This is a genomic window from Bifidobacterium sp. ESL0827 (assembly GCF_052606685.1).
Genome location: NZ_CP199597.1, coordinates 1979198 through 2004133, shown reverse-complemented (window position 1 = coordinate 2004133; position 24936 = coordinate 1979198). Strand labels below are relative to the sequence as shown.

At 61.8% G+C, this 24936-nt stretch carries 16 protein-coding genes, 1 tRNA gene and 1 pseudogene; 4 read left to right on the top strand and 14 right to left on the bottom strand.

Translation table 11 applies throughout. From position 1 onward, the window contains the following. Positions 1-129: 129 nt before the first annotated feature. From ACUIAI_RS08075 to ACUIAI_RS08065, 3 genes are read right to left on the bottom strand one after another with little or no spacing between them, the layout of a single operon-like run. Positions 130-4356: a lipid II flippase MurJ gene (locus ACUIAI_RS08075; protein ID WP_445342104.1), complete on the bottom strand. Its 4227-nt coding sequence runs from the start codon at positions 4354-4356 to the stop codon at positions 130-132. Beyond that, positions 4353-6548 (bottom strand): DUF6049 family protein, encoded by a 2196-nt coding sequence (locus ACUIAI_RS08070; protein WP_445342103.1) that lies wholly within the window; start codon positions 6546-6548, stop codon positions 4353-4355. The genes ACUIAI_RS08075 and ACUIAI_RS08070 overlap by 4 nt, the downstream gene beginning before the upstream one ends. After that, entirely contained in the window at positions 6545-7186 is a 642-nt protein-coding gene (locus tag ACUIAI_RS08065) for an NUDIX hydrolase (RefSeq protein WP_445342102.1), read from the bottom strand. Before ACUIAI_RS08065 ends, ACUIAI_RS08070 begins: the two co-directional genes overlap by 4 nt. Positions 7187-7294: 108 nt before the next feature. Here ACUIAI_RS08065 and ACUIAI_RS08060 point away from each other — a divergent pair, with 108 nt between their 5' ends. Continuing rightward, on the top strand, positions 7295-8719 hold the full coding sequence (locus ACUIAI_RS08060) for a CCA tRNA nucleotidyltransferase (RefSeq protein WP_445342101.1): 1425 nt from the start codon (positions 7295-7297) through the stop codon (positions 8717-8719). 107 nt (positions 8720-8826) lie between these two features. Here ACUIAI_RS08060 and ACUIAI_RS08055 read toward each other — a convergent pair whose 3' ends face one another. The 7 genes from ACUIAI_RS08055 to ACUIAI_RS08025 form a co-directional block, all read right to left on the bottom strand. Further along, on the bottom strand, positions 8827-9438 hold the full coding sequence (locus ACUIAI_RS08055) for a LytR C-terminal domain-containing protein (RefSeq protein ID WP_445342100.1): 612 nt from the start codon (positions 9436-9438) through the stop codon (positions 8827-8829). Between the two features lie 10 nt (positions 9439-9448). Then, on the bottom strand, positions 9449-10369 hold the full coding sequence (locus ACUIAI_RS08050) for a 4-(cytidine 5'-diphospho)-2-C-methyl-D-erythritol kinase (protein WP_445342099.1): 921 nt from the start codon (positions 10367-10369) through the stop codon (positions 9449-9451). Then, positions 10366-11247 carry a 16S rRNA (adenine(1518)-N(6)/adenine(1519)-N(6))-dimethyltransferase RsmA gene (gene rsmA, locus ACUIAI_RS08045; RefSeq protein WP_445342098.1) on the bottom strand — a complete coding sequence of 294 codons (882 nt, stop codon included), beginning with the start codon at positions 11245-11247 and terminating at the stop codon, positions 10366-10368. Before rsmA ends, ACUIAI_RS08050 begins: the two co-directional genes overlap by 4 nt. A gap of 33 nt (positions 11248-11280) precedes the next feature. Beyond that, positions 11281-12711: a G5 domain-containing protein gene (locus ACUIAI_RS08040; RefSeq protein ID WP_445342097.1), complete on the bottom strand. Its 1431-nt coding sequence runs from the start codon at positions 12709-12711 to the stop codon at positions 11281-11283. Positions 12712-13112: 401 nt separating this feature from the next. Next, a tRNA-Thr gene (locus ACUIAI_RS08035) sits at positions 13113-13186 on the bottom strand. Positions 13187-13296: 110 nt separating this feature from the next. Beyond that, entirely contained in the window at positions 13297-14220 is a 924-nt protein-coding gene (locus ACUIAI_RS08030; protein ID WP_445342096.1) for a thioredoxin domain-containing protein, read from the bottom strand. A gap of 61 nt (positions 14221-14281) precedes the next feature. After that, on the bottom strand, positions 14282-16282 hold the full coding sequence (locus ACUIAI_RS08025; RefSeq protein ID WP_445342095.1) for a serine/threonine-protein kinase: 2001 nt from the start codon (positions 16280-16282) through the stop codon (positions 14282-14284). A gap of 171 nt (positions 16283-16453) precedes the next feature. Here ACUIAI_RS08025 and ACUIAI_RS08020 point away from each other — a divergent pair, with 171 nt between their 5' ends. The 3 genes and pseudogenes from ACUIAI_RS08020 to ACUIAI_RS08010 form a co-directional block, all read left to right on the top strand. Beyond that, a complete protein-coding gene (locus tag ACUIAI_RS08020) occupies positions 16454-16852 on the top strand; it encodes a carboxymuconolactone decarboxylase family protein (RefSeq protein WP_046323555.1) in 399 nt (132 codons plus the stop codon). Positions 16853-17054: 202 nt separating this feature from the next. After that, the gene (locus tag ACUIAI_RS08015; protein WP_110413637.1) at positions 17055-18182 is read left to right on the top strand and encodes an ABC transporter ATP-binding protein; all 1128 of its coding nucleotides are present in this window, start codon (positions 17055-17057) and stop codon (positions 18180-18182) included. Positions 18183-18353: 171 nt separating this feature from the next. Beyond that, positions 18354-19715, top strand: a pseudogene (locus tag ACUIAI_RS08010) (DUF4032 domain-containing protein); the annotation flags it as partial. 406 nt (positions 19716-20121) lie between these two features. On the opposite strand, the gene rlmB reads toward ACUIAI_RS08010, so the two are convergent. The 4 genes from rlmB to ACUIAI_RS07990 form a co-directional block, all read right to left on the bottom strand. Next, complete coding sequence (gene rlmB, locus ACUIAI_RS08005) at positions 20122-21114, bottom strand: 23S rRNA (guanosine(2251)-2'-O)-methyltransferase RlmB (protein WP_445342094.1); 993 nt, start codon at positions 21112-21114, stop codon at positions 20122-20124. A gap of 114 nt (positions 21115-21228) precedes the next feature. Continuing rightward, positions 21229-21993, bottom strand: coding sequence for a carboxymuconolactone decarboxylase family protein (locus ACUIAI_RS08000; protein ID WP_445342093.1), 765 nt, complete (start codon positions 21991-21993; stop codon positions 21229-21231). 107 nt (positions 21994-22100) lie between these two features. Beyond that, on the bottom strand, positions 22101-22682 hold the full coding sequence (gene dcd / locus ACUIAI_RS07995) for a dCTP deaminase (RefSeq protein WP_445342092.1): 582 nt from the start codon (positions 22680-22682) through the stop codon (positions 22101-22103). Between the two features lie 845 nt (positions 22683-23527). Next, the gene (locus ACUIAI_RS07990; protein ID WP_445342091.1) at positions 23528-24931 is read right to left on the bottom strand and encodes an MFS transporter; all 1404 of its coding nucleotides are present in this window, start codon (positions 24929-24931) and stop codon (positions 23528-23530) included. Between the last annotated feature and the right edge of the window lie 5 nt (positions 24932-24936).

Below are 24936 nucleotides of genomic sequence, written 5' to 3'. Positions count from 1 at the left end.
ATATGTATGGGTGGGCAGTCATGTCTGGCCGATGGGGTCCAAGGAGCTTGCAGGCAATTGTGGTTGACAGGTGGTCTGTGAGTCGACGTCGGGGTGATTCGCCTTGTTGCCGCCGACCCATAGTCATGCTCAGAAGGCTTGGACGGAAGTGAAGCGCAGGGTGTTTCCTGGCATGCCGTCCATGGGCACCCAGACGACCAGGTCCTGAGTCGTCACCGGCTCGCGTAGGGTGACCTGGGTGGTTCCTGAGGCATCGAAGCTGAAGTCGGCCAGCGGCTGTCCCTGGTTGGGCTGAGCTGCCGTGGAATTCGCATAGATTTGGGCGTGGCCGCCACTCTGAGGCGCGACGATGGTCAGGCGAGAGACCTCTTCCGGCTGGGTCAGATGCATATACCATCCATAACCCTGAAGGCCGGCAGGCTTGTTGAGGAAGAGCTGGCGACTGGTCTGATATGCCGTGGTGTTCTTGGGCTTGGGCGGATCGGGAACCTTTCCTGCCTCCTTATCAGCGTGGCTGACCTTATCGGTATCAGCATCTGCGCCAGCCTGAGCCTGATCATCGCCGTTGTCATTGCTGGAGGGAGTTGCTTCCTCGCTCTCATTGGTCTTGCCTGGGAAGGGCACGTTAGACATGACCGGCCAGCCGCCCTCACTTTTGCCGACTTTGGATCGTGACCCAGTAATGGTCGAGAGGGCCCAGACCAGGGCCACCACAACGATTACCGCCGCTATGGCAATAACCACTGAGCGAGTTGTGAAGCGACCGAACAGGCGGGTGTCAGCCATATCGGTATCATCATTCAGATCCTTATCCTGCTCATCGTCAGGAAGTACCGAGTAAGTCACCGGCACGGGCATGGAGTGGATTTCAGGTGTGAAGCTGGGGGGCAGGGGCTCCATGACTGTGGTCTGCTGCTCCTCCTCATCGAAATCAGTGTTCTTGGAGGAGCGGGCTGCCTGGGTAGGGGCCTTGGTCTTTTCAGAAGTAGCGGAGGAGCGAGGGTGTTCACTCCGGGCTGCGGGTTCTCCTTCACTTTCGACATGAGATTTGGCGGCCGCAGCGTCTGTTTGGCGCGTATGTGAACCTCTGCTGTCCTGTGAAGCGTTCAGGTTGGACGTTGCCTTGGCCTGGTTGCTGCCGACTGCCGGACCGTTCTCCCCGCTGCTGGACTTGTGGAAGTCCCACTGGGAGAAGCCTCGTTCCACGGGATTGTTGGCAGTCACACCGTTGCCGCTGAGAGCCTCGGAGGGTTTACGCTGATTGCCTTTGACGGTCGGCACCCGTCCGGTCACAGCCTTGGACTCTTCCTCATACATGGCTGCGGGCCTGGCCGTTGTCGCCCTGAGTGCGCTCACATCCATGGCCTCCGTCTTGCGGGAGGAGCTGTTCAGCGAGCGCAGCCGCTGGCGTTCGTCAAAGAGCGAGAAGAGATCGGTATCCGTATCCTCTGGATTGAGCATCTCGATCTCGCTACGGCCGGGGAAGAGCAGTTGGTTGGTCTTCCAATGCGGCTCATAGTGAGACACGGTCTGCGCGGCAGGCAGGGCCGAGGAGGTCAGACCTGCGGGAAGCGGGAGTACGTTCTTGGGATCCACCTGGCGCAGGGCCACAGCCTCGATGGAGGCACGGCCGTCCAGCTCGGGCCAGATCAGATCGCTGTCGGTCAGTTCCTCAGGCGGAACCCAGGGGCTGAGCAGGGCCGAAAGCTCCGCCAGGGTGACCAGTGGGACCGGTACGGCTCCCTGCTCATTAGCCAGCCCCAATCCACGCATGCAGATGATTCTGAACTCTTCTGGGGTCTGCTTGGGCAGTTTCTGCAGACTGGGCTGCCGCCCGTCCTGATCGGCCCGTCTGGTCAGCATGGCATAGAGCACACCGGCCAGCTCACGTATGGCATATTCCTCGTCCGTCAGTCCCATCTCAGTTGAGACCGACGGGTGTTCAAGCATGGGCGATATGGGGGCATCGGCCAGGGTGATCGAGGCTGGAGCCAGCCTGATGGTGCTCGTGGAGACCGCATAATCGACCATGCCGGCGGCATGCAGGGTGCGCATGGCCTCGGTGACCTCTCCCATGATGGTGCCGATGGCCCGGTCGCTGAGCGTTTCCCCGGCGGGTCCGTGCATGTAGTCCCTCAGGGACATGCCAGCATCGGGGGCGGTGACGATCAGGGAGACCTTGTCACGAGTATGCAGTTGGTAGACCGGGGTGAAACGGCGGTCCTTGCTCAGCGCCAGGCTGGAGGCGTTGACGTTGATCCGGTCCATGCAGGTGGAATCCCCGGCGATGAAGAGCTGGCAGTCCCTATCCAGGACCTTGTCCTTGGCCCGCCAGGCGCTCAGACCGTTCGCGCGGCGGAGCAGGGTGACCAGGGTATATCTGCCGAGGATGGTGTCTCCGATATGCGCGTTCATGGTTGCCGAGCTCTCATCAGAAGTGGGGCGTCGCCTGTAGTCGACGACACCGTGGTGGACCTTGCTGTTCCTAGGTACAATCCTAACGGGTTGCGGGGTCGGAGGGGCCGGCGGAGGTCCGGCTATCGCGGATTCTCCATCAGTATCGAACTCAGGGGCCTCCTCAAGGTTCTCCAATGCTGCGTCTATGCCGGGCAGGGCGGAATCGGGGGAGGAGGAGTGCACCACCCTGACCGAGCGGTCGGCCAATCGGGAGGGTCGTCCTTGCAGAGCGTCCAGGCTGCGGACGGGGTGCCTGGCTGTCCTGCCCAGCCGACGGGCCAGGTCGAGCAGAAGCTGGATAAATTCTTCCGTGCGCAGGGCTACCAGGGTCACGGTATAGATAATTGCCGTCAGCAGGGTAATGACTATGCAGATGAGGAGCGCCTGCACCCAGCTCATGTGACCCTGCTGGCCCTGAATCCAGGCACCGACAAGATGGGTCACTGGAGTTTTGACCGTCAGGGCGGCTGCCAGGGCCAATCCTGCAGCCAGGAAAGCCTTGGCGTAGGTGATCAGAATCCGCCGCTCGTCCAGATTCCCCTGGAAGGGGCTGCGCAGCATGTGAGCCAGAACAGGGAAGCTGATGAGATTGCTCAGGGACAAGCTCAGCCCTACCATCGCCGCCCAGTAACGGGGAGGTAACAAGCGTATGGATACCAGAAGCACTGCCACCTGGATGGTGTTGGAGACGGCTGCGAAGATGAAGGGATGCCGGCCATCCTCGAAGGCGTAGAAGGTGCGCTGAATGAGCAGGAAGGCGCTCGTGGGAACCAGCCCCAGGGAAAGCGTTATCAGCGGTCCTGAGATAAGGACAGACTCGTGCACGCTTACCGAGGGCAGCAGGGCTCGGGTGATGGGCACCGGAATGGCCAGGAGGACTGCGGCGAAGAAGAACATGACCAGTCCGACATTGCGCAGGGCCTGGCTCAGATCATTGCGGGCATCCCCTATGCGGCCGTCAGAAACCGCCTTGGACAGCTTGGGGAAGAGGGCCGTGCTGACTGAGACGGCTACCAGCGAGTAGGGCAGTATGAAGATGGTGTAGGCGTTCTGATAGGAGCCGTTGCCGGCAATGTCGAATGGGTTGCCCTCCAGGGGGGCGCCGTTGTTGATGCGGGCATTGACCACGTTGGCCAGCTGGTTGATGACGACCACGCACATGCTCCAGGCCGCCACCGAGCCCATGGATCGCAGGCCGATTCCGCGCAGGCCCCAGCGAGGACGATAGCGGAAACCGCTCATGATCAGGGGGATGAAGAGGACCAGCGCCTGGAAGGCCACCCCCGCGGTCCAGGCTCCAGCTGTCAGGGCCACCTTGCCGTTATCCCAGAAGCCGACCGGCTGATTGCGGGCGTTGCCGAACAAGAAGATGAAGACCAGGAAGCCCAGGCAGCTGATAACATTGGCACCCACCGAGCTCCAGGCGTATGCGGTGAACCGGCCCTTGGCGGCCAGGATCTGTCCCAGGACCGTGTAGAGCCCGTAGAAGAAGACTTGGGGCATGCACCAGAGAGTAAAGGAGTTGGCCAGCGCCCGCTGCGCGGGGTTCCACTTGGAGTTCAGATAGACGGTGGTCAGCACCGGAGTGCCCAGCATCAGCAGCAGCGTCAGCAGGGCCAGGAGGACCATGGCGACCGTGATCAGCTTGTTCAGCCGGTCTGCTGCGTCCCGCTCCTTGAGGGTGCGCACAATCTGTGGGACCAGGACGGCGTTGAAGATGCCGCCCGAGATCAGAGTGAACATGACCTGAGGAATCATGGCACCGGTCTGGTAGGCGTCAGCCGCGATTCCGGTGGTGCCTATGGCGGCTGCCAACAGTATGGTGCGGATCTGCCCGGTCACACGGGAGGCCGCGGTGCCCGTGGCCATGATGGCGGAATTGCGCCCTACGGAACTCATTCGTCCGGGTCCTTCGTACGGTGGAACTGCCGCCAGAGCCCCAAAAGTCCCAGGAGCACGGCGATGACAATGATGACCATGCCGCTCATGTCGCTCAGCCGTAGATTGCTGGTGATCTGAGCCTGGCGCACCTGGCCGAAGGGTCTGCCCTGGCGGTCCAGCAGGCCGATATCCACATTGGCTCTGCCGGCTGCTGCCACCCTGACCTTGAAAGTCACCTGGGCTTCTGATCGGGCGGGAATGACCGCCTCCGCCATACGTGAGGTGACGATCTCCATGGAGTCGGTTCGCGCGCTGATGCGGGCGTGGACAGGGTAGGGGTGGCTGTTGCTGACGGTCACGGGCATGGAGGCAGTCTCGCTGACGACGTTCAGAGACTCGCTGGGCGTGATGCTGACCCCGTCCAGGAGTCGATGGGATATGGCCTCGGCCTGATCGGCCAAACCAGCGGCGGCTGCGGTTCCACCCAGTGACTTCAGAGCCAGGTCGTCGTGGGCGACAGTCAGCTGGTTCAACCACTGATGCGGATCCTTAGGTTGTCGGGCAGTGGTGTTGGCATCTTGGCGAGCCAGGGCCTGGCTGTCGGTCTTGCCTGCCGTGGCGCTGGCAGTGGGTTGGGAATCCTGCTTGCCGTCAGCCAGGATGGTGGTGGCGAACCGGTCGATCTCAGCCCGGCTGGCGGTCAGGGAGTCCAGGGTGCCTATCGAACCATCGCCATGTTTGGTGCTGCTCTTGGTGCTGTCGAGTTCCAGGGCCTTGAGCAGACTCGACGACCCGCCAGTGAAGTCGGGCGCCTGCATCAGGTTGTCCATGGACTTAAGGCTGATCCATGGGGCATGCTCCAGTTCGGTCATGATCCGGTCTGCCTGCTGGGTGTCCTCATCGGTATCGAAGCAGACCAGGAGGGAGCGTTCGGCGTAGGGCTGTTCCATCTGATAGAAAGCGCTCTGGGCTATGAAGCGGGCCGTCTGCCCGGCCTGTGTCTGCTCCCCGGTGGCGCGTGTGGAGCTGGGGTGGCCTCTGGCCAGGTTACTGAGCTCCCGCTGGGCCGACAGGACGGTCACCTTTCCAGCTTTGGTTTCGATGGTGTACTTGCCGGTGTGGGCGGAGGTGTCGGCACCGACCTCAAAGCCTTGGGGGGCGATGACCGTCTGATAGCCGGCACGGCGGGCGGTGGTGATGGACTCCATGGTCCACTCCCGTCTGCCCTGCCAGGCGTATATGTCAGGCGCGCTGTCGGTATAGAGCTTGGCCGCGGTCTGGGCGCTCCAGGATTCGGGAGTGACCCCAGCCTGGGCATAGCGGTTCTGATTCTGGGAGGCATACCCAGTGATGTCGAAGTCGGCTGGCTGAATCAGCCCCTGGATCTTGGGACGATTGACGAAGGCGGACAGATAGACCGGATCGCCCAAGGCCTGCAGGGACCCATGTTTGGACAGCAGCTGGCTCTGGTCCTCCTGGCGGCGGGCCCCCTGGCGGGTCAACGTCACACTCCGGTTTTTATCGTTGCCCGAACCTGACTGGGTCATCAGCGCTGTCATGGCCTTGTCGTCAATGTTCCAGTCCGAGGAGGTCAGTGGCAGGACCATGGTCAGGGACAGGGCTGGGGTGCCTGCGGTGGGCAGGCCATCCCAGGTCCGGGTCAGAAAAGTGAACACGTCGCTCAGGATCCGGCCCTGATCATCGCTCAGGGAAAGCCGGACGGGTTTGGGCCCCCAGCTTGCCATCTTCTTGATCGCATCTTGATCAGCCGGTACGTTGACAGCAACTTCGATGCTCTGCCCTGCTGGGATTGTCGGTACGGTCTGCGTGCCCAGCAGATCCGGGGTGGGGATGCGGGCTTGGCCTTCAGACCAGGTCTGCATGTCGGCTCGGGAGCTGAAAGAGTAGAGGGCGCTGGTGGACACGCTCAGATGGGCATTCTCCATGGGCTGGTTGGCGGTGTTGGTCACCGCAGCGCGCAGAGCGTAGCCGGACTTGTCGGTCACCACTGGCGTGGACCAGCGCAGGGCCACCTCAGCAGAGCTCTGCTGATTGGTGGCAGCCAGGGCTGGTGCCGGATGCCAAGGGGCTATCACCAAGACCAGCAGAAGGACGATCGTTAGCAGGATTCGAGCCCACCGGGTCCATCGATTGAAAGCATGGGTGCGCTGGCTGGTGCGCCCGCTCGGGCGCAGGGGGGTCTGGATCATGGCTGTTTTTTGTACTTCCTCGCGTAGAGCCAGGCTATTTTACGCTCATTGGGGTAACTAAGCACCGAGGTGAGGTCGGAGAAGTCCACCCAGATGGCATCTTCGGCCTCATGATCGGGGTCGCCTTCCACACTCAGGGAGCCGCCGATCATCCGCAGGACGAAATGATGGACCAGCTTGTGGACCCGCTGGTTGGTTCCGGTGAACCAGTAGTCGATGGTGGCGATGGAATCGGTCACCCGGCCCAGTATTCCAGTCTCCTCGTGAACCTCGCGCACCGCCGTCTGCTCGGGTGTTTCCCCCTTCTCGATATGGCCCTTGGGCAGGCACCATTCCAAGTGACCCGAGCGGGAGTGCCGGGCGATGATGGCCACCCGGTCATGCCGGTCGAAGATCAGTCCGCCCGCCGAATACTCGCGCACCACGGGTAGCTCTTGGGCATCCAGGGAGGCAAAGGTTGAAGGTCCTGGTGCGTGCTTATGCCGGGGCATGAGGGCAGGCGTAGGAGCATCATCTTCTGCCTGTATGCGCTCGCGGACCTGTGGATCCAGACGTTCGCTTACCGTTTCCACGAGATGGTCCCGCCTCTGCTGGCCGCGGGCATGGGTGTCCGCAGAGTCGGCGTCATGCGCAAGCATGCGCGCCATGTCCGCGGGCGTAATCATACTCCAACTTTACGTAAGGTAATGTGCAGGTGGGGTAACGGTATGCTAGTAGGCGCATCAACTCCGTAGGAAAGGGTGAGCGTGGATTTCCAAGTCTGGCCGGAGGCCATTGAGCTCGGGCGCCTCTTCGCCGAGCAGGGATATGAACTGGCGTTGGTAGGGGGTCCTGTACGCGATCTGCTCCTGCACCGGCCCTCCCACGACCTGGACTTTTGCACCTCGGCCCGACCCGAGCAGTTCGAGCCCATTCTGCGTCACTGGGGGTCGGGCTTTTGGGACATGGGGCGTAAATTCGGCACCCTGGGCGCGCTGCGGCGGCGTCCTGACGGCACCGAGGTCAAGGTGGAGGTGACCACCTACCGACGAGACACCTACGATCCTGACTCCCGCAAGCCCGAGGTGGACTATGGGGACAGCCTCGAGGGCGACCTCTCGCGGCGCGACTTCACCGTTAATGCCATGGCCCTGCGGGTGCCCGATCTGGTCTTTGTAGACCCCTACCGGGGGGCCAACGACCTGGCCAAGCAGGTGCTGCGGACCCCGGTGGATCCCCGCCAGTCCTTCGACGACGATCCCCTGCGGATGATGCGGGCCGTGCGGTTCGTGGCCCAGCTGGGATTCACCATCGCCCCGGAGACCGCAGAGGCCATCACCCACATGACCGATCGAATCAGCATTGTCTCGGCCGAGCGGATTCGCGACGAGCTTACCAAGCTCATGCTGGCCGACCACCCCGTGCAGGGCATTGAGGCCCTGGTGCAGTCCGGCCTGGCTGACATCGTTCTGCCCGAGGTGCCGGCTCTGCAGCTGGAGATAGACGAGCATCACCGGCACAAGGATGTCTTCGAGCACACCCTGATGGTGGTGGACCGGGCCATCGCCCTGGAGACCGGACCTGACGGACCTGTGCCCGCCCCGGATCTGACCCTGCGCCTGGCTGCCCTGCTGCACGACATCGGCAAACCCGCCACTAGACGCTTCGAGCCCGGTGGCAAGGTCAGTTTTCATCACCATGATGCAGTCGGTGCCCGGCTGGCCCGCAAGCGCCTCAAGGCCCTGCGCTTCGACCACCACCTGATCGCCGACGTCTGCGATCTGATCTCCATGCACCTGCGCTTCCATGGCTATGTGGACGAGCGCTGGACCGATGCGGCCGTCCGCCGTTATGCCCGGGAGACCGGTCCGCTTTATGAGCGGCTCAATCGCCTGACCCGGGCCGATGCCACCACCCGCAACAAGCGCAAGGCTCAGGTCTTCTCCTCCGCCATGGACGAGCTGGAGGATAGGGTGGCTCAATTGCGCCAGCAGGAGGATTTGGATGCCATCCGGCCCGACTTGGATGGGCGACAGATCATGCAGATTCTGGACCTCGAGCCCGGGCCGCAGGTGGGACGTGCTTACCGGCACATGCTGGACTATCGCCTGGATCAGGGCCCTGTCGACCGGCAGACAGCCGAGCAGGAGCTGCGGGACTGGTGGCAAAGAGAAGACGCCGATCAAGCCTAACCCGGGTCAACCCTTTCCCGGAACCCCTGGTCAGAAAGCTGCGGACATTGGCGGCGAGTATTGTGGTGGCGTTCTGCTGAATCCGGCAGTAAGCCGGATCGCCAGCATTAAGCCTTAGGAGCCTTAGGCAGGTTCTTCATGGAGGAGGGGTCGGCTTGGCATCCCTTGATGGCTTCGATCTTGCGGCCTACGACGGAAGCGCTGTCCTCGTCGTTCAGATCGGTAAAGGTGGCCCCTACGACCACGTCAATCAGATCGTCGTTGCGGTCGTCCATGATTAGAACGGCATCGTTGAATTGAGATCCCACTGTGTAGCCACGGTCAATGGCCGAGGTACCGAAACGTATCTCGGTGCGGGCTGTCTCGGTCTTGCCCGGATAGTCCGCCACATCCTGCATGTTGAATCCCCGATTGCGCAGGGCCGATGCCAGGGCAGTGGCCAAACCGGACTTGTTGGTTCCGTTGAGCACCCGCACCCGGATGTCGGGGTGGTTGACCAGCTTGGACTTGTCAGGCGGGCAGGGCACGGCGACCCCATAGTTGGGCTTGGCGATGCTGGCGTGTTTGGCGTTATGCCCGATGGACCCGAAGATGATCAGACTGCATATGACCAGGATGGCCACCAGGGCGCTGACGACTATGGTGAAGACCATCTTCTGCCGCCGTCGTACGAACTGCCTGCGGGCCTCGCGTTCGTCGAGTGGTTCGGGATTCGTCATGTTGCCTACTCTACTGTCCATGGGTGACTCGCAGGGGGACCATCCTGGGCAGGACTGGCGAGTCAGCTTCGATGATCCTGTCCACGGCATTTTGCTCCCGCCAGAGCCTTATCAGTGCGATTGCCTGCTCAGATCGAGAGGCCATGACCACCACCGAGGGGCCGGATCCAGAGACGAAGGCCGGTCCGATGCCTGCCCATCGGGCAAGGTCCAGAGCTTGGCGCGAGCGCGGATGCAGGGTGCAGGCGGTCTCCTGCAGGTCGTTCAGATCGTGGGAGCCGGGTCCGATCAGATCGAAGGCCTTGTAGACCTGGGCTGTGCTCAGCTGGCTCTCGTAGGCCCCGATCAGGAGGTGCCCGGTCAGTCCAGCCCGGGACAGCCGCTGGGCCTGTGGGCCATCAGGATCCAGGGGTTCCAGAATCTGGCCGAAACCTGTGCCTCTGCTGAGCCCTCCATGCAGGCAGAAGGGCAGATCCGCACCCAGACTGGCGGCGATTCGATCCAGGTCGGCGGCAGCCATCCCTAGATTCCAGAGCCGGTTCAGGCCCAGCATGGTTCCGGCAGCATCCGTGGATCCGCCGGCCAGGCCGGCGCCCACCGGTATCCGTTTGACGATGTGGATGGCCACATCAGGCTCATGCCCGGTGACTCGGGCCATGGCCAGGAGGGCCTTGACGGCTAGGTTGGCGCGTGGATTGGCATCCTGGCGGTTCAGGTCGCCTAGGTGCTTGCCCTCCAAGCTCAGGCGGAAGCCGCTACCAGGTTCTGTCGGGCGCAGTTCCACTCGGTCCCAAATTCCGACGGCGCTGTAAATGGTGTCCAGGCGGTGTCGTCCTCCAAGGTCAGATCGGGTCGGACCGACGCGAAGCCTCAGATTGATTTTGGCGGGACAGTAGAGGCCCACGCCGTCCCTTCTGGCTGCCGGGCTCACGCGGCCACCTCGCGGCGGGCTTGATCCAGGGCGATGAACTCCTCGATGGTCATGGTTTCCCCCCGGCGTGCAGGGTCAATGCCTGCTGCCCGGAAGGCTTCGACGGTCACCAGACCCTTCAGGGCGGCGTGCAGGGTCTTGCGGCGCTGTCCGAAGGCGGCATCGATCAGGGCGAAGACCTCGGTCCTCGTCCCCTCGTCCCCGCGCCCGCGTCTATTCTTGCCCCGGGTGAAGGAAACCAGGGCTGAGTCCACGTTGGGGGCTGGCCAGAAGACATGGCGCCCGATCCTGCCTACTTGGGCGGCATGCCCATACCAGGCCAGCTTCAGGCTGGGAGCGCCGTAGACCTTGGAGCCCGGGGCTGCCGTCAGCCGATCCGCCACCTCCTTCTGGACCATGACCAGGAACCGGCTCAGATTGGCGAACCGGGCCAGGAGGGTCAGAATGATCGGAGTGGCAACGTTATATGGCAGGTTGGCCACCATGGCCAGGTCGGTGGCCTTGCCCGCGTCGCCTGCCAGCTGAGGGGTCAAGGTCAGGGCATCCCGGTTGATCACGGTCAGCCGGTCCAGTTTCTCCGGCATGCGCTCGCAGACGGTTTGCGGAAGCTGCCGGGCCAGGACGGGATCGATCTCGTCGGCGGTCACCAGACAGCCCGTCTCCAGCAGTCCAAGAGTCAGGGATCCCAGACCAGGACCCACCTCCAGAACAAATTGGTCGGATGCCACCCCTGCCAAACGCACGATCCTGCGGACAGTTCCTGGATCGATGACGAAGTTCTGCCCCAATCGTTTGGTGGGGTGGATGTCGATCTGGTCGGCGATGCGTCGGATGTCGGTGGCACCCAGGAGGCGGTCGCTTTCGTTTTCAGTGTTCATGTCGGTTCGCTGCTCGGCAGGTGTGGTTGGGGATTAGTACGAATTATGCTGTTTTTGGTATTGCAAGGCTGTACTGGGATTCCCGTACCGCTGCGCAATGTAGTAGAGGCCCCAATCGATCTGGACAGCGGCATCGTCATGCCAGTTGGCTCCAAATAGCGCCATCTTGGAGCCGGGGTAAGCCTGGGGAATGCCGTAGGCGCCTGAATTTTTATTTTCGGCATACCAGAGCCATCCTGATTCCCTGTTCCACAGTTCCACTAGAGCCGTGAACTCCGAACCCGTCCATCCGCGCTGGGCGGCAGCACCACCGGCATAGGTCTGGGCTAAGTCCACGCTGGCGTGCCAAAGACCATTTGGAGATGGGTTCGGTGCTGGAGACGGGGCTGGTTTGTCCTCGGGCTTGCTTGGGGTGGTCGGTTTATCCGGCTTGCTTGGTTGTGTCGGCTGCGTGGTCTGCGGCGGCTTGGTCTGTGCTGGCGTAGGGGCCGGTGCTGTTGACGATTGCGAATCCTGGTTGGACGAGGGGCTCGGAGAGGGGGTCTTCTGCGCTTGTTGGGAGTCCTTGCCTGTGTCTTTGGATTGCTGCCCGCTGTTTTGCTCTTCCCTTGGCTTGTCGGGACCGACGGCCACCACCTGATCCACTGGCATGGCTACGGTCTCCTCCTTGACCACCTGCTCCGATTCGGCCTGTCCATCCACGTAGGTGACCTGGATGGTCTGCAGGCGTTGACCGGCTACGCCCGCCTGCCGCACCTGGGTCTGACCGGGCGCCAGGCTCGGATCGACCACGGTCCTCGTGGCGAAGGGGAGGGGAACCGTTCTTTGAGTGTTTCCGTGGGTGACCCGTTGGACACGCAACACAGTGGTGCCTTGGTCATGCTCCACGCTGACCCGATCCTCTTTGCCCAGCACGATACCCTTGGAGTCCAGGATGGAGGCGGCTGGAAGCTTGCCGTTCGGGGCCACCGAGGTCTTCCCGTCAGCCACGACCGTGACCGGCCCCGCCTGATTGATGACCAGACCGCCGGTCAGCTGGTTGTAGACGTTGCCCACATCCACAGTGACCTTCATGGCCTGCTTGCGGTTCTCCTCGAAGAACCCCAGCAGCTGGTCCATGCTTGTTGCCGTGGTCCAGAAGGGCACCCGCTGGCCCTGAATGACGATGTTGGTCTGATAGGCGGAGCGCACAGTGACCGCCGCATGGTTGCGCAACTGGCCTCCGGAGGTGGAATCGACCAGGTCGTGGGTCTTGACCTTGATCCCCTGCTGGCGTAGCAGGCCGTCCACGCTGTAGGCATAGGTGGTCACCATTTTGGTCTGTCCGTTGACGCTCAACGCCACGCTCTTGCGTGCGGTAATGCCAAAGGTCAGGATCATGGCCAGAACGACCAGGAGGGCGCAGGAGGCCACGCGGATCCTTCTGAGCATGACGAAACGCCTCGGTGTCCAGCGTCTGGCCATGTGCTCGCCTCCCCGTTTCTGCCTTGTCTGTACCCGGCAATTCTAGCGGTGCAGGCATGGAGCGAGGCCGCACAATTCGCAAGGTCGGGCAAACATCCACATTTGTAGTAGACGGACGGCAATAAAAAAGCCGACTTGGCCGTCATCGGTCAGTCGGCTTTTCCAGACCCGAGTCCTGGTCGGCGGGTCAACGTCAAGAGGACGGGAATGAAGGGGAATGATCCCGTCCTCGAATACGAACGGAGATGGTTGGGGAAAAGCTCCGTTCGTACTTCGGAGGACGAGCCTCCGAAATGACTTACTCGAGGGAAGTATTTGTAGTTATCCAGGCAATGTCCATTATTGTAGCCTGCCAAGAAGAAAAATGAATAGTTGGATTTAATAGTTCGTTCTTGGCGTAGAGCCTCCTGTCAGAGTCGAACTGACGACCTGCCGCTTACAAGGCGGCTGCTCTGGCCAACTGAGCTAAGGAGGCGGTCCCGGTGGTCCATTACAGCATTCCGGGCCGCGGTACGAAATGATATCCTACCATCACCATGCCCCCAAGGGGACGCTGGGCGTGAAATTTCTCTCGACCTGCCCGGCTCAGTTCAGCGAGCGAGGTTGGCCAGAGGCGCCGATGGCCGGCATGGCACCCTTGACGCCCACCTTGGAATGGTCCAGGCCCAAAGCCTTGAGCAGGCCCGAGCGGTAGTCCAAGCCAGCCTGGGACAGGTTGCCCAGCTCCCAGTAATTGCCATTGATGCGGACCGTAGGCGTGGTCATCTGTCCCTTGTTGGACCCTGAGGGATTCCAGAGCTCCTTGCGCAAGGGGGTATAGGTGTCCATGGCCTTGATCCAGTCCCGATAGTGGCCCTTGAGCGCCTGGTCGGCAACCTTGGGATCAACCCCGGCCTTGATGGCCTGCTGGCGGATTTTGTCGTTGCTGACGGGTTGGTAGTTGGATTCGTCCGGCTGGAAGTCCTTGGCGTAGAGATTGGCTATGAAGGGCAGCAGGTGGTCCGGATCGTGCTGGGCCACATAGATGGTGGCCGTGCCTGTCCTGGTCGAGTAGTTGTCCGTGGAGAGCCGGTCCATGAAGCTCATGGGGTAGATGACCAGGTTGACCTGCCCGGCATCCACCAGACCGGTCAGGGTGGAGTCCAGCCCGCGATGTAGTGCGCCGCAGCCCGGGCACATGAAGTCCATGTAGATCTCCACGGTCGGCGCCTTGGCCACCGGCTTGCCCAGCCCCTGGGAGCTGATCAGGAAGCCACCTTGGTCATTGGCGGCCGAGGGTTTTTCCTTAACCCGGGCGACAGCCTGCCGGGCCTGTTCCAGGTCCTGGGTCTTGACCGGGCGATGGCTGCGCCAGTAGAGGAATCCGCCCAGAGCGATCAGGGCGATGATCGCCACCGTGACGATGATGCCGATCATGGTCTGCTGGCGACGCTCCTTGGCCTCCTGGAGCCGCTGAGCTTCTTCCTGGGCCTTGAGCGCGGCCTGATGGTTCTGCTTGCCCTTGGACATGACCTGGATCCTTTCCTTGGCATACTGAGCATAGTGTAGCCGCCAGGGGTGAAGCGCGACCTTAGGCGCGCTGGAGGCGGATGGGTGCCCAGTCCATGGAGGGCTGTGCGATTAGCCCGGCCAAGAGGACGGCAATAATCAGCAGCCAGATCAGGAGCAGGATCCACCTGCGGCGGGGGCTGTCCGGCGTCTCGGGATCCTGACGGCCCATGGGGATGCGACCTGCCGCCAGACGAAGGACCATATTGCCGTTGTTGGCTTTGGGGGCTGAGTGGTCCTGCGTCGGCAGAGTCGTCAATAGCCAGCCGGCCAGCGTCGCCAGGGCCATGGCCAGTCCGCCGGCGGACAGGGGCCTGGCCGCCGGCAGGGGGAAGGTCAGCAGGTGCCCGCCCAGGGCCAGGCCTGCGCGAACGGTGGTGAGAGCGCCCGACCAGGTCAGCAGCAGGGCGACTAGGACCTGGACAAGGATTATGCCCGACAAGCGCAGCAGGGCGGCCGCTAGACCCTTGAGCAGGTGCCAGGGAAGGGCGGCTGCGTTCAGCAGACGATCGGTGCCACGCCGAGGGCCGTCGCGGCGCAGCTCGCGTTCTATCTGGGCTTTTATGCTCCATCCTGCGGTGCTCAGGGCCCATAGGAGGATCCCCGCGGCCGCCAGAGCCGAGACCGGAGCCAAACCTGTCAGCAGGGCAGGAAGCATTCCCAGCATAACCAGGCAGGGAGTTCCCGCCTTCAGGTAGCGCAGACGTCGCATCTGGGCGGGGGGCTGGTCTCCAAGCCAGTGGGCGTTCGCCTCATCGCGGTATCCGCTGGGCAGGGGCTGTGCCGGCGGCAACGGATCTTGAACGGTGGTGGCCTGAAGATCTTGGCGATCGGCTAAGGGTTGTTGGTCCCGCCAGACCTGCGTCTGCTCCTGCTGCTCCTGGGCTGCAGGAAAGGGATTCAAGAGGCTGGTGGGCTGCTCTGAGTCGGGCAGAAGGGTCGTTTGCTCATCTTCTTCGTTGTCTACGAGGGGCTGTGACCAGGCTGTCCGCGGACTATCCGGATCAGCCTGTGTAATAGGTGGCATGGGCATAGTGGCCGGCTCAACAACCATGGTGGGCGAGTCGGCTTGCCCCTCAGCCTCCGAAGAGCCGCCGCCAAAAGGGCGCATCGTCTCCTGATTGTCCTTGCTGGATTCCTGGTCGTCTTGCTCTCCTTGCCAGGCCTGCGGATCCATGGCATCCCGGCTAATGGCCTCCAGGAGCTCCTGGGGTGTGCAACGCGCACCCCTGTCGGGGGAGAGGGCCGAGCGTAGGGCTCTCATGGTACCGATGGGCAGCCCGGACAGATCAGCATTGCCCGAAGCCTCCCGTTCCAGTACCGCCATCATGGGTTTGTCGCCGAAGACCGCTCGTCCGGTGGCTGCATAGGCCAGAACGGCGGCCGTGCTCCACCAGTCGGTTCCCTGGTCGGCCTCGGCTCCGTCGATGATCTCTGGGGCGATGAAGCCAGGGGTCCCCATGACCAGCCCGGTACGGGTCACATGGCTCTGCCCCTGGCCCATAGCGATGCCGAAGTCCACCAGCACCGGCCCCGAGACCGAGATCATGACATTGGTGGGCTTGATGTCCCGGTGGACGATGCCCGCCTGGTGGACGGCTGCGACGGCATCGGTCAGCTTCCGTGCCAGCCGCTCCAGATCGTCGCCCTGATAGGGGCCGTTGACGGCCACGTCGTCGCGAAGGTTGCGCCCTTCGATCAGTTCAGTCACGATAAAGGCCAGGGCATCATCAAGTTCCATATCCACGATCCGGCAGACGCCTGGATGGCGGATCCGTTGCAGGGCCAGAGCCTCGCGTCGCAGGCGCTCGCGGGCTGAGGCACGTTCCCGTTCGTCGGGACTGTCTGACGAGACCTGGTCTTCCTCCAAGGATTCACGCAGAATTTTCATGGCGTAGTCTTGGCCCCCGCCATCACGTGCGCGCCAGACGGACCCCATGGCGCCGCCGCCTAGGGGCTCGATCAGGGTGTAGCCCCCGACCAGCCGTCCCGGCCCTAGGTTCAAACCCTCAAGATCGCTCATATCTCCATTGTGCCCCGACTGGTTGAAAAGCACCTGATTGCGGCCTCTGCTGTTTCTTCGCGTCCAGGGCTGCCGTAGGTGGTTCGACCGCCGGCGGGATAATACGTAAACAGGCGTTGATACGATATTATCTGCGGGAAAATATGCAAAACAACTGAAAGAAGGGGCTTCATGGAAGCTTCACGTTTTGAAAAGGGATCTGAGGCCTTGGCCGCCATCGATGGCAAGGGAGGCCAGGCTGTCATCGACTCTCTTCAGGATATAGCGCCGGACCTTGGCCGTTGGATTGTCGAATTCGCTTTTGGCGACATATACACCCGGAAAGGACTCGATCTTCAGCAGCGTGAGCTGGTTACCATAGGCAGCCTGGTGACTCAGGGTGACACAGCTCCGCAGTTGGCCGTTCACATACAGGGAGCCTTGAATGTGGGGCTGAGCAAGGCGGCCGTGGTTGAAGCCATACTCCAATGTGCTCCATATGTGGGATTCCCGCGGGTCATCAATGCGATTAACGTGGCAAGGACGGTCTTCGAGCGCGGCTCTGAAGATTCCGACAAGCCCAAGGATTGAGTCGGCAAGGGTATACACGTCGAATTCAGACCTTGGTGTATAGTGGGCACTGGCTCAAGGGAGAGTTTCTCTTAACCGCAAAATAGAAGACCGTCGCATGGCCATGCCGATGTAGGTGTTGACCCCGGGACGGAAACCACAGTGAAAATCAACCCTTCACTACGGATCGTTCGGCACGTACCTGCCGATGAAAGGATGAACAATGGCAGAAGTGGTATTCGACCACGTCACTCGTATCTACCCGGGCAACGATGAGCCCTCGGTCAGTGACCTCAGTCTGGACATCAAAGACGGTGAATTCCTTGTTCTGGTTGGGCCTTCCGGCTGCGGAAAGTCCACCACCCTGCGCATGCTGGCCGGACTTGAAGAGGTCAACAAGGGCCGCATCATGATTGGCGACAAGGACGTGACGACCATGCAGCCCAAGGACCGCGACATCGCCATGGTCTTCCAGAACTACGCCCTTTACCCCCATATGACCGTGGCCGACAACATGGGCTTCGCCCTGAAGATTGCCGGCACCCCCAAGGACGAGATTCGCCAGCGGGTGGAGAAGGCCGCAGAGGTGCTGGATCTGACCGAGTACCTGGACCGCAAGCCCAAGGCTCTGTCCGGTGGTCAGCGTCAGCGTGTGGCCATGGGCCGCGCTATTGTGCGTCAGCCCAAGGTCTTCCTGATGGATGAGCCTCTGTCCAACCTGGATGCCAAGCTGCGTGTCCAGACTCGTACCCAGATCGCCGCCCTGCAGCGTCAGCTCAACGTCACCACCCTGTACGTGACCCACGATCAGACCGAGGCTCTGACCATGGGCGACAGGATTGCCGTCATCAAGCTGGGCGTCCTGCAGCAGGTGGGCGCGCCCACCGAGCTTTATGATCGGCCCGAGAATGTCTTCGTGGCCGGCTTCATCGGCTCGCCTTCCATGAACATCAACATCCACCCCGTGGTCAACGGCCAGGCCAAGATCGGTGAGGACACCATCAGCCTGCCGCGCGAGGCGGTCGACAAGCTGACCCCCGAGGATCAGGGCAAGATCGTAGTCGGCTTCCGTCCCGAGAATGCCAGTCTGGCCAGTCCCTCCGAGCCGGATGCCTTCTCCCTGAAGGTAGCCAACGTGGAGGATTTGGGCTCTGACGGTTACATCTATGGCAACATTCTGACCGATAACAGCGCGGCTGAGCAGGCCATCGTCATGTCCGACCAGAACAAGCTGACCACCATCCGTGTAAACCCGCGCGACCTGCCCAAGGTGGGCGACGTGGTCAAGATCCACATCGATCCTGAAAAGATGCACCTCTTCTCCCCGGCCAGTGAGCTGCGGCTGAACTGAGCCTTCCTGTGACCCTGTGGTTCGGCCACGGTTTCCCGCCGAGCCGCAGGGCCCGTATCGATCATTGATATCATCTCCTTTCCTTGTTAACCGGGTGACCAGGAGCCCCGCGCGGCGCATCCGTGCGGGGCTCTTCCCGTATAGGATGGGCGGCGATGGGATGGATGAAGCATGACTAGCGTGAACATCAACCGGGCGACGGCCTCCTCTCTGGACCCTCGTGCCCTGAAAGCCACCTCGATAAAGACCACGGTCGATCCTTCCTCCGAGCAGGAGCCGGCTGCCCTGCATATCACGGCCACCAGCTCCAACCCCAGGATGTTTACCCTGCCCTGGGAGCGGCCGCTGGCCACCTGGCCCCGGGATCTGCTGGCCAACCTGCCCAGAGGCATCTCCCGGCACGTGGTTCGCTTTGTCCACGTGGGCGACGATGTCTACGCCATGAAGGAGATCACCCAGAGGGTGGCCGAGCGTGAGTACGAACTTCTGCGCAAGCTGAAAAAACTGGAGCTGCCTACGGTCAATCCCATCGCCGTGGTCACAGGTCGACACACCCGTGAGGGCGAGCCTCTTGAGGCCATGCTGGTCACCCAGCACCTCAAGTTCTCACTGCCCTACCGTGCCCTATTCGCCCGCAATCTGCGCCCGGACACGGCCGAGCGTCTGATCGATGCGCTGGCGGTCCTTCTGGTGAGGCTCCATCTGGCCGGTTTTTACTGGGGCGACGTTTCCCTGTCCAACGTGCTCTTCCTGCGCGATGCCGATGCCTTCTCGGCCTTCCTGGTCGATGCCGAGACCGGCGATCTGCATCCCAGCCTGACCGACGGCCAGCGCGAGTACGACATTGATCTGGCCAGGACCAACATCATCGGCGAGCTTATGGATCTGGATTCCGGCAACCTGCTGGCCGGCGAGGTGGACGAGGTCGGTGTGGGCAACCGGCTGGTGGACCGCTATCACTCACTCTGGAGCGCCCTGACGGACGTGGACAGCTTCGACCCGGATGAGATGTGGAAGATCGAGCGCCGTGTCAACCGGCTCAACGATCTGGGCTTTGATGTCGACGAGCTGGAGATGAAGACCGAAGAGGACGGCAACCGAGTGCTGGTACGGCCCAGGGTGGTCGATGCCGGCTACGCCTCCCGTAAGCTGCTGCGGCTGACCGGCCTGGACGTGCAGGAAAACCAGGCCCGGCGGCTGCTCAACGATTTGGATGCCTATCGTGCCTCCACCTGGCGTCAGGGCGAGGACTTGGAGATTGTGGCCACCGACTGGATGCGCGAGGTTTTCGAGCCCACTGTGCGCATGATCCCGCCGGAATACCGCTCGCAGATCGAACCGGCCCAGTTTTTCCATGAGGTGCTGACCCACCGCTGGCTGATGGCCGAGAAGGCCGGACACGATGTGCCCATGGCTGAGGCTGTGCAAAGCTATATCAGCGAGTCTCTGCCCGAGTACCGGTTGGACTCCGAGGATATGAAGACCATCAACGAAGAGGCCGATGCCGGGGTGGTCGACGACGAGATGAATTGGCAGGGCGCCCATGCCCGGGCCGGTCAAGGTGAGCAAGCCGGCCGCGATTGGACCGACAAGGATGCAAATGGCCATGAAGTGGGAGGCCAAGACACAACTGACAGTGGGGTGACTGACCAAACCAATGCTGAAGGCCAGACTAGAGCAGACACCCAGACGGACCGTGACCGGGCAGGCGGGGAAGTGCCGTCACAACCAGCCTTTGAGGATATGAATGACGGCCGAAGCTCGCTGAGATCGGTCTACGCCCCCGGCAGCCTGGATGCGGCTGCCGATCAGGACGATCAGGATGACGCGGTCTGGGCCTCCAGTTGACTTTTTGGTTAGTGCGGCGGCGGTCTGGTGAGGAGCGCAGGCTGTTGCCGCTTGGTCTGTCTGCGTTCAGATTGTTGGCGCCTGCCTGGGTTTATTCGGCTTGGCTGGCGGACCGTCGGCGTGCCATAGCTACGGCGTAGAGGCTGATGCCGGCCGCGACCGAGGCATTCAGGGATTCCACCGAGCTGGAAATGGGGATAGAGGCCAGGGCATCGCAGCTCTCACGGACCAGGCGGCTTAGCCCCTTGCCCTCGGAGCCCAAGACCACCACCAGAGGATCGGTCTCGAAGCCTGTCTCGCCTACTGTGGTGGTGCCTGCACCGTCCAGGCCAACCGCGTAGTAGCCGCGCTCCTTGAGCCCTTGAATGGCCTTGGTCAGATTGACCACGCGGGCAACGGGCAGATGGGCAGCGGCTCCGGCGGACACTTTCCAGGCCGCGGCTGTGACCGAGGCGCTGCGGCGTTCGGGCAAGACCACCCCCGAGGCCCCAAAGGCTGCTGCTGAACGGATCACGGCTCCAAGATTCTGCGGATCGGTCACTCCATCCAGAGCGATGAACAGCGGGCGGGCGGCAACCTTAGTCGCCTGGTCGGCCCCGTCTAGGGCGGCTGCGTGCTTTTCGGCCCTGTCGACCAGGCTCTGCAGGGAGGCGTACTGGTAGGGCTGCACCTTGAGGACCACACCCTGGTGGTTGCTGGATCGGGCGATGCGGTTCATCTCCAGACGATCGGCTTCCAGAAGGTTGAGTCCCTCCTGCCCGGCCAGCCGTACGATTTCTCTGGTCCTGTCGTCGTGTTCCATCCGGGCGGCCAGATAGAGCTGGCTGGCTGGTACTCCTACGCGCAGGGCTTCCAGGACTGCATTGCGGCCGATGACCAGATCATCGGAATCAGAGGTGAACCGGTCGGCCCGGCGACGGGCTGCCAGACGTGGATCTGCCGCCTGCCTGCGCTTGGCCGCCTGCCGGGCCTTGTAGGCCTTGTGGTAGACGCGATCCTCAGCCTTGGGGGTAGGTCCCCGGCCGCGCAGTTTGTTGCGGTGCTTGCCGCCCGAACCCTTGGTCGGGCCTTTCTTGTTAGCCATGTCTTCAGTGTAAGGGCAGGCGGGAACCGGCCAGATGTCTGTCGGACCCAATATCTGCAGGGCGAAGACACGCTGTACCTTCGTAGATTAGGACGTTCAGATTGGCCCTGCGAGTCATCCCAGAGCGGCCACCTGGTCAGGATCTGGGAACTCCATCCACTCGACAGGGGACTGTCCGCTCGAGGCCGGGGTGACGGCGATGTGGGTCATTGACGACTGTCTTGAGGCGCCATGCCAGTGCCTGATGCCTGCCGGACAGAAGACTACGTCGCCGGGTTCCAGTCTACGGGGCTGGTGGCCCTCCTCCTGCTCCCACCCCTGCCCGGCAGTTACGATCAGGAGCTGGCCGTGCGGGTGGGTGTGCCAACGGTTGACGCATCCGGATGCGAAGGTCACATTGCTGGCTGAGCATTCTGCGTCCGGATCAGTCAGTCGGTGCAACCAGACGTGACCAGTGAAGTTGGGTCCGTCAGCCGAGTCTCCCAAGGGATAGGGCCCTGAATCGGGCTCGGTTCCATTTGCGGTTGCAGGGGGTTCTTGGTTCTCGTCATCATGTTCGCCCTCACCGTAGATCTCCTTGGCCAAGTCGAAAGCCGACCATGCCTTGGGCCAGCCTGCATAGAAGGCCAGGTGGGTGATCAGTGCCACCATTTCAGTGCGGGTGACGCCATTGCCTTTGGCCATGGCCATATGGCTCTTCAACTGGGGGAAGAGTCCCATGCTCATCAGACCTGCGCATGTGATCATGCTGCGGTCTCGAGCCGAAAGCTCGTCCTCGCGGGACCAGACCTGGCCGAAGAGCACATCATCATTGAGTTGTGCGAATTGTGGTGCGAACCGACCGAGCTGGTCGTGGCCCGCCGTCTGTTTGATTGCCATGGGTTGATCTCCTTGCCATTATCTTGGCCGGGTCATTCCGGCAGATTCAGCTATACCCCTTCGAGTGCGCTCGAAGTCAAGATGATGGCGGAGGCGACTGTTGGCAGTCAGTCCGAGACGTCGGCCTTGTAGAAGTTGACGTAGGAGCGGGAAGGAGTTGGACCGCGTTGGCCCTGGTAATGGGAGCCGTTGTGCTTGGAGCCATAAGGATACTGAGCCGGCGAGGAGAGCTGGAAGAAGCACATCTGGCCGATCTTCATGCCAGGCCAGAGTTTGACCGGAAGGGTGCTCACGTTGGACAGCTCCAAGGTGATGTGCCCCTCAAAGCCGGGATCGACGAATCCGGCAGTGGAGTGAGTCAGGATTCCCAGACGGCCTAGGGAGCTCTTGCCCTCTAGTCGCGCCGCTAGTGTCGAGTCCAGCTTGACGTACTCCCAGGTGGATCCAAGAACGAACTCGCCTGGATGCAGGATCCAGGGTTCGTCCTTTGGTACCTCGAACTGCTCGGTCAGTGCACCCTGGTCCTCCGCCGGATCCACGTAGGTGTACTGATGGTTGTTGAAGATCCGGAAGTAGCGGTCCAGACGCACGTCCACGCTGGAGGGCTGAACCATGGCGGGCGTCCACGGGTCCAGATTCAGGTGTCCTGCCTGGTGGGCATCCAGAATGTCATGGTCGCTGAGCAACATGCCGAGGTATCTCCTTTAGGTTCATTGGTCGAGGTCTCTCGTCAGGCGGGAAACCATCCGAAATCCAGTCTAACTGGCCCTATACCCGCCTTTGACCTGGCTGGATTCACAGAGAATTCTCAGATAACACTATCGTCCCCATAAGGTAGCTGTTCTTTACTATAGATATCGGCTCAAAAACCGAACGGGCGGTTGACCTCCGTCCGACAACTGATTTCCCTTTCTTCTCTCTCGCCCGGCGGTGTTCACACACCGCCGGGTTCTCTTCATTTTGAGGGGCTTTTGATACGCCGACGTTTCACGTGAAACCGCATGGCCGATGGCTCGCTTGAGTTCATTAAGGCCTGCTACAGGATGGTCAGGCGTGTGCAACCCATGAGTCGTCTAATGCTTGGCTGGGACGGTTATCTGCTCGTTTAGCCTCTGTCTCCTTTGGATCCGAGACTCAAGTTTGGTGAATCTCCAAACCGGGATCGAAAGTTCCGCGCAGTCGCATTCTCAGGTTCAAATTCTTCTTCTCCGGCGTTTGTATAAAAGTCGTGTTTCGATGCACGGCCCGAATCATAGGCACAGAATTTAAAGACAGGAACTGAAGATATGGAAGAACCCCCGTCAGTTATGGCTATGACGGGGGTTCTTCACCGTGGGGAGGGGCGGCGATCTTCTTGTCTTCGGCGGCTGAGGGAAGAGGGGGACTATCACTTTGCCGAAAGCAGTCCGAACTCCGCTCCCTCCCCGGTTCGAGCGGCCGGGTGCCGGTGCTGGGCCTGACTCATTCCCGAGGACAGGAAGAGTGGACCAAGCAGCGCGGCTATCCGACCAAGTATGTGTGGGTCACACCAGCCTTACTCCTGGGGAGCCTTGGCTGACATGGCCTTGTGGAAGACGGCCACAATAATCAGGGCCAGCAGGGCGGCCAGCGCCATGACCCAGAACATGTTGGCAACCTGGGCCTGGATACCGGTCTTGACGCCCGCCAGAGCATGCGACCCGAATTGGGGATTGGCCATGAGTCCGCTGTAGACAGCCATGCCGATGGAGGCCGAGGTGTTCATCATCAGATCCCCGATGCCGATGCCGCGTCCGTTCTGGTCTACCGGCAGGGTGGCCGAGAAGGAGTCGTAGAGGGGCGTGTAGGACATGGTGATGCCGGCGATGAAGACCGAGGCCAGCGCGGTCAGGACCCAGAAGCCCGAGGTGAGCATCAGGGCCGAGCCGGCAGCTCCGGCGATCATGAGCAGGGCGGACAGGATCAGCATGGGCAGGCGTCCCATGGCGTTCATGATGACTCCGGACAGGCAGCCCACCAGGGTGGCCACGATATAGACGATGGTCAGGCAGAGGGAGACCTGGCTCAGGGAGATCCCGTAGATGCGGTCGCCGATCACGTTGTAGATGGGCACACAGGCGAAGTTGAAGAAGTAGAAGACGAAGAGGGCCAGCAGGACAGCCATGTAGGCGCCATTGGTCACGAACCCGCGGCTCAGGAAGGGGTTGGCGCCCTTCCAGACGTAGCCGGCGAAGATCAGGATCAGGACGGCCAGCACTCCCAGCATCCAGGTGGCCGGGAAGGAGAAGTAGACGGCCACGAATCCGGCGATCAGCGCGAACAGGGCGATGCCGAAGACGTCGATGCGCTCGCCCTTGATGCCGGTGTCGGGCGTGTACTTGAGCACCGGGGGAATCAGCAGGATGGAGACCAGCGGCACCAGGAAGAGGTAGCGCCAGTCGATGGAGGTGATCAGGCCGCCGGCGAAGATGCCCACAGCAGAGGATGCGTAGTAGACGGCGTTGAAGATGCCCAGGTAGAAGGCACGCTCCTTGTCGCTCAGGTACTTCATGGCCATGACCAGGAAGACTGAGCCAGCCACCTGGCCGCCCGCGGTCTGGATCATGCGGGCCAGGACCACGGCCCAGAAGTTCGATGCACCGAAGAAGCCCAGGAGGCTGCCGACGATCAGGGCGCCCACTCCGAACAGGGTCATCTTCCGGGGGGAGATGTAGTCGCAGAGGGTTCCGTAGAGCATGCAGACCACGCCTAGGACGATGCCGGGCAGGGTGCTGATCAGCGAGGCGTTGGCGGACATCCCCAGGGAGTCGCCCACATTCTGGAAGACCAGATTGAAGGCCTGGATCATCAGTGTGCCCAGCAGGAAGATGGTCAGCAGGGCGGGCAAGGCCCGTTTGGTGCTGCGGCGGTTCTCGTCCATGGTTGCTTCTGTGGTCGCGGTGGTGATGGATTCGCTCATGACTG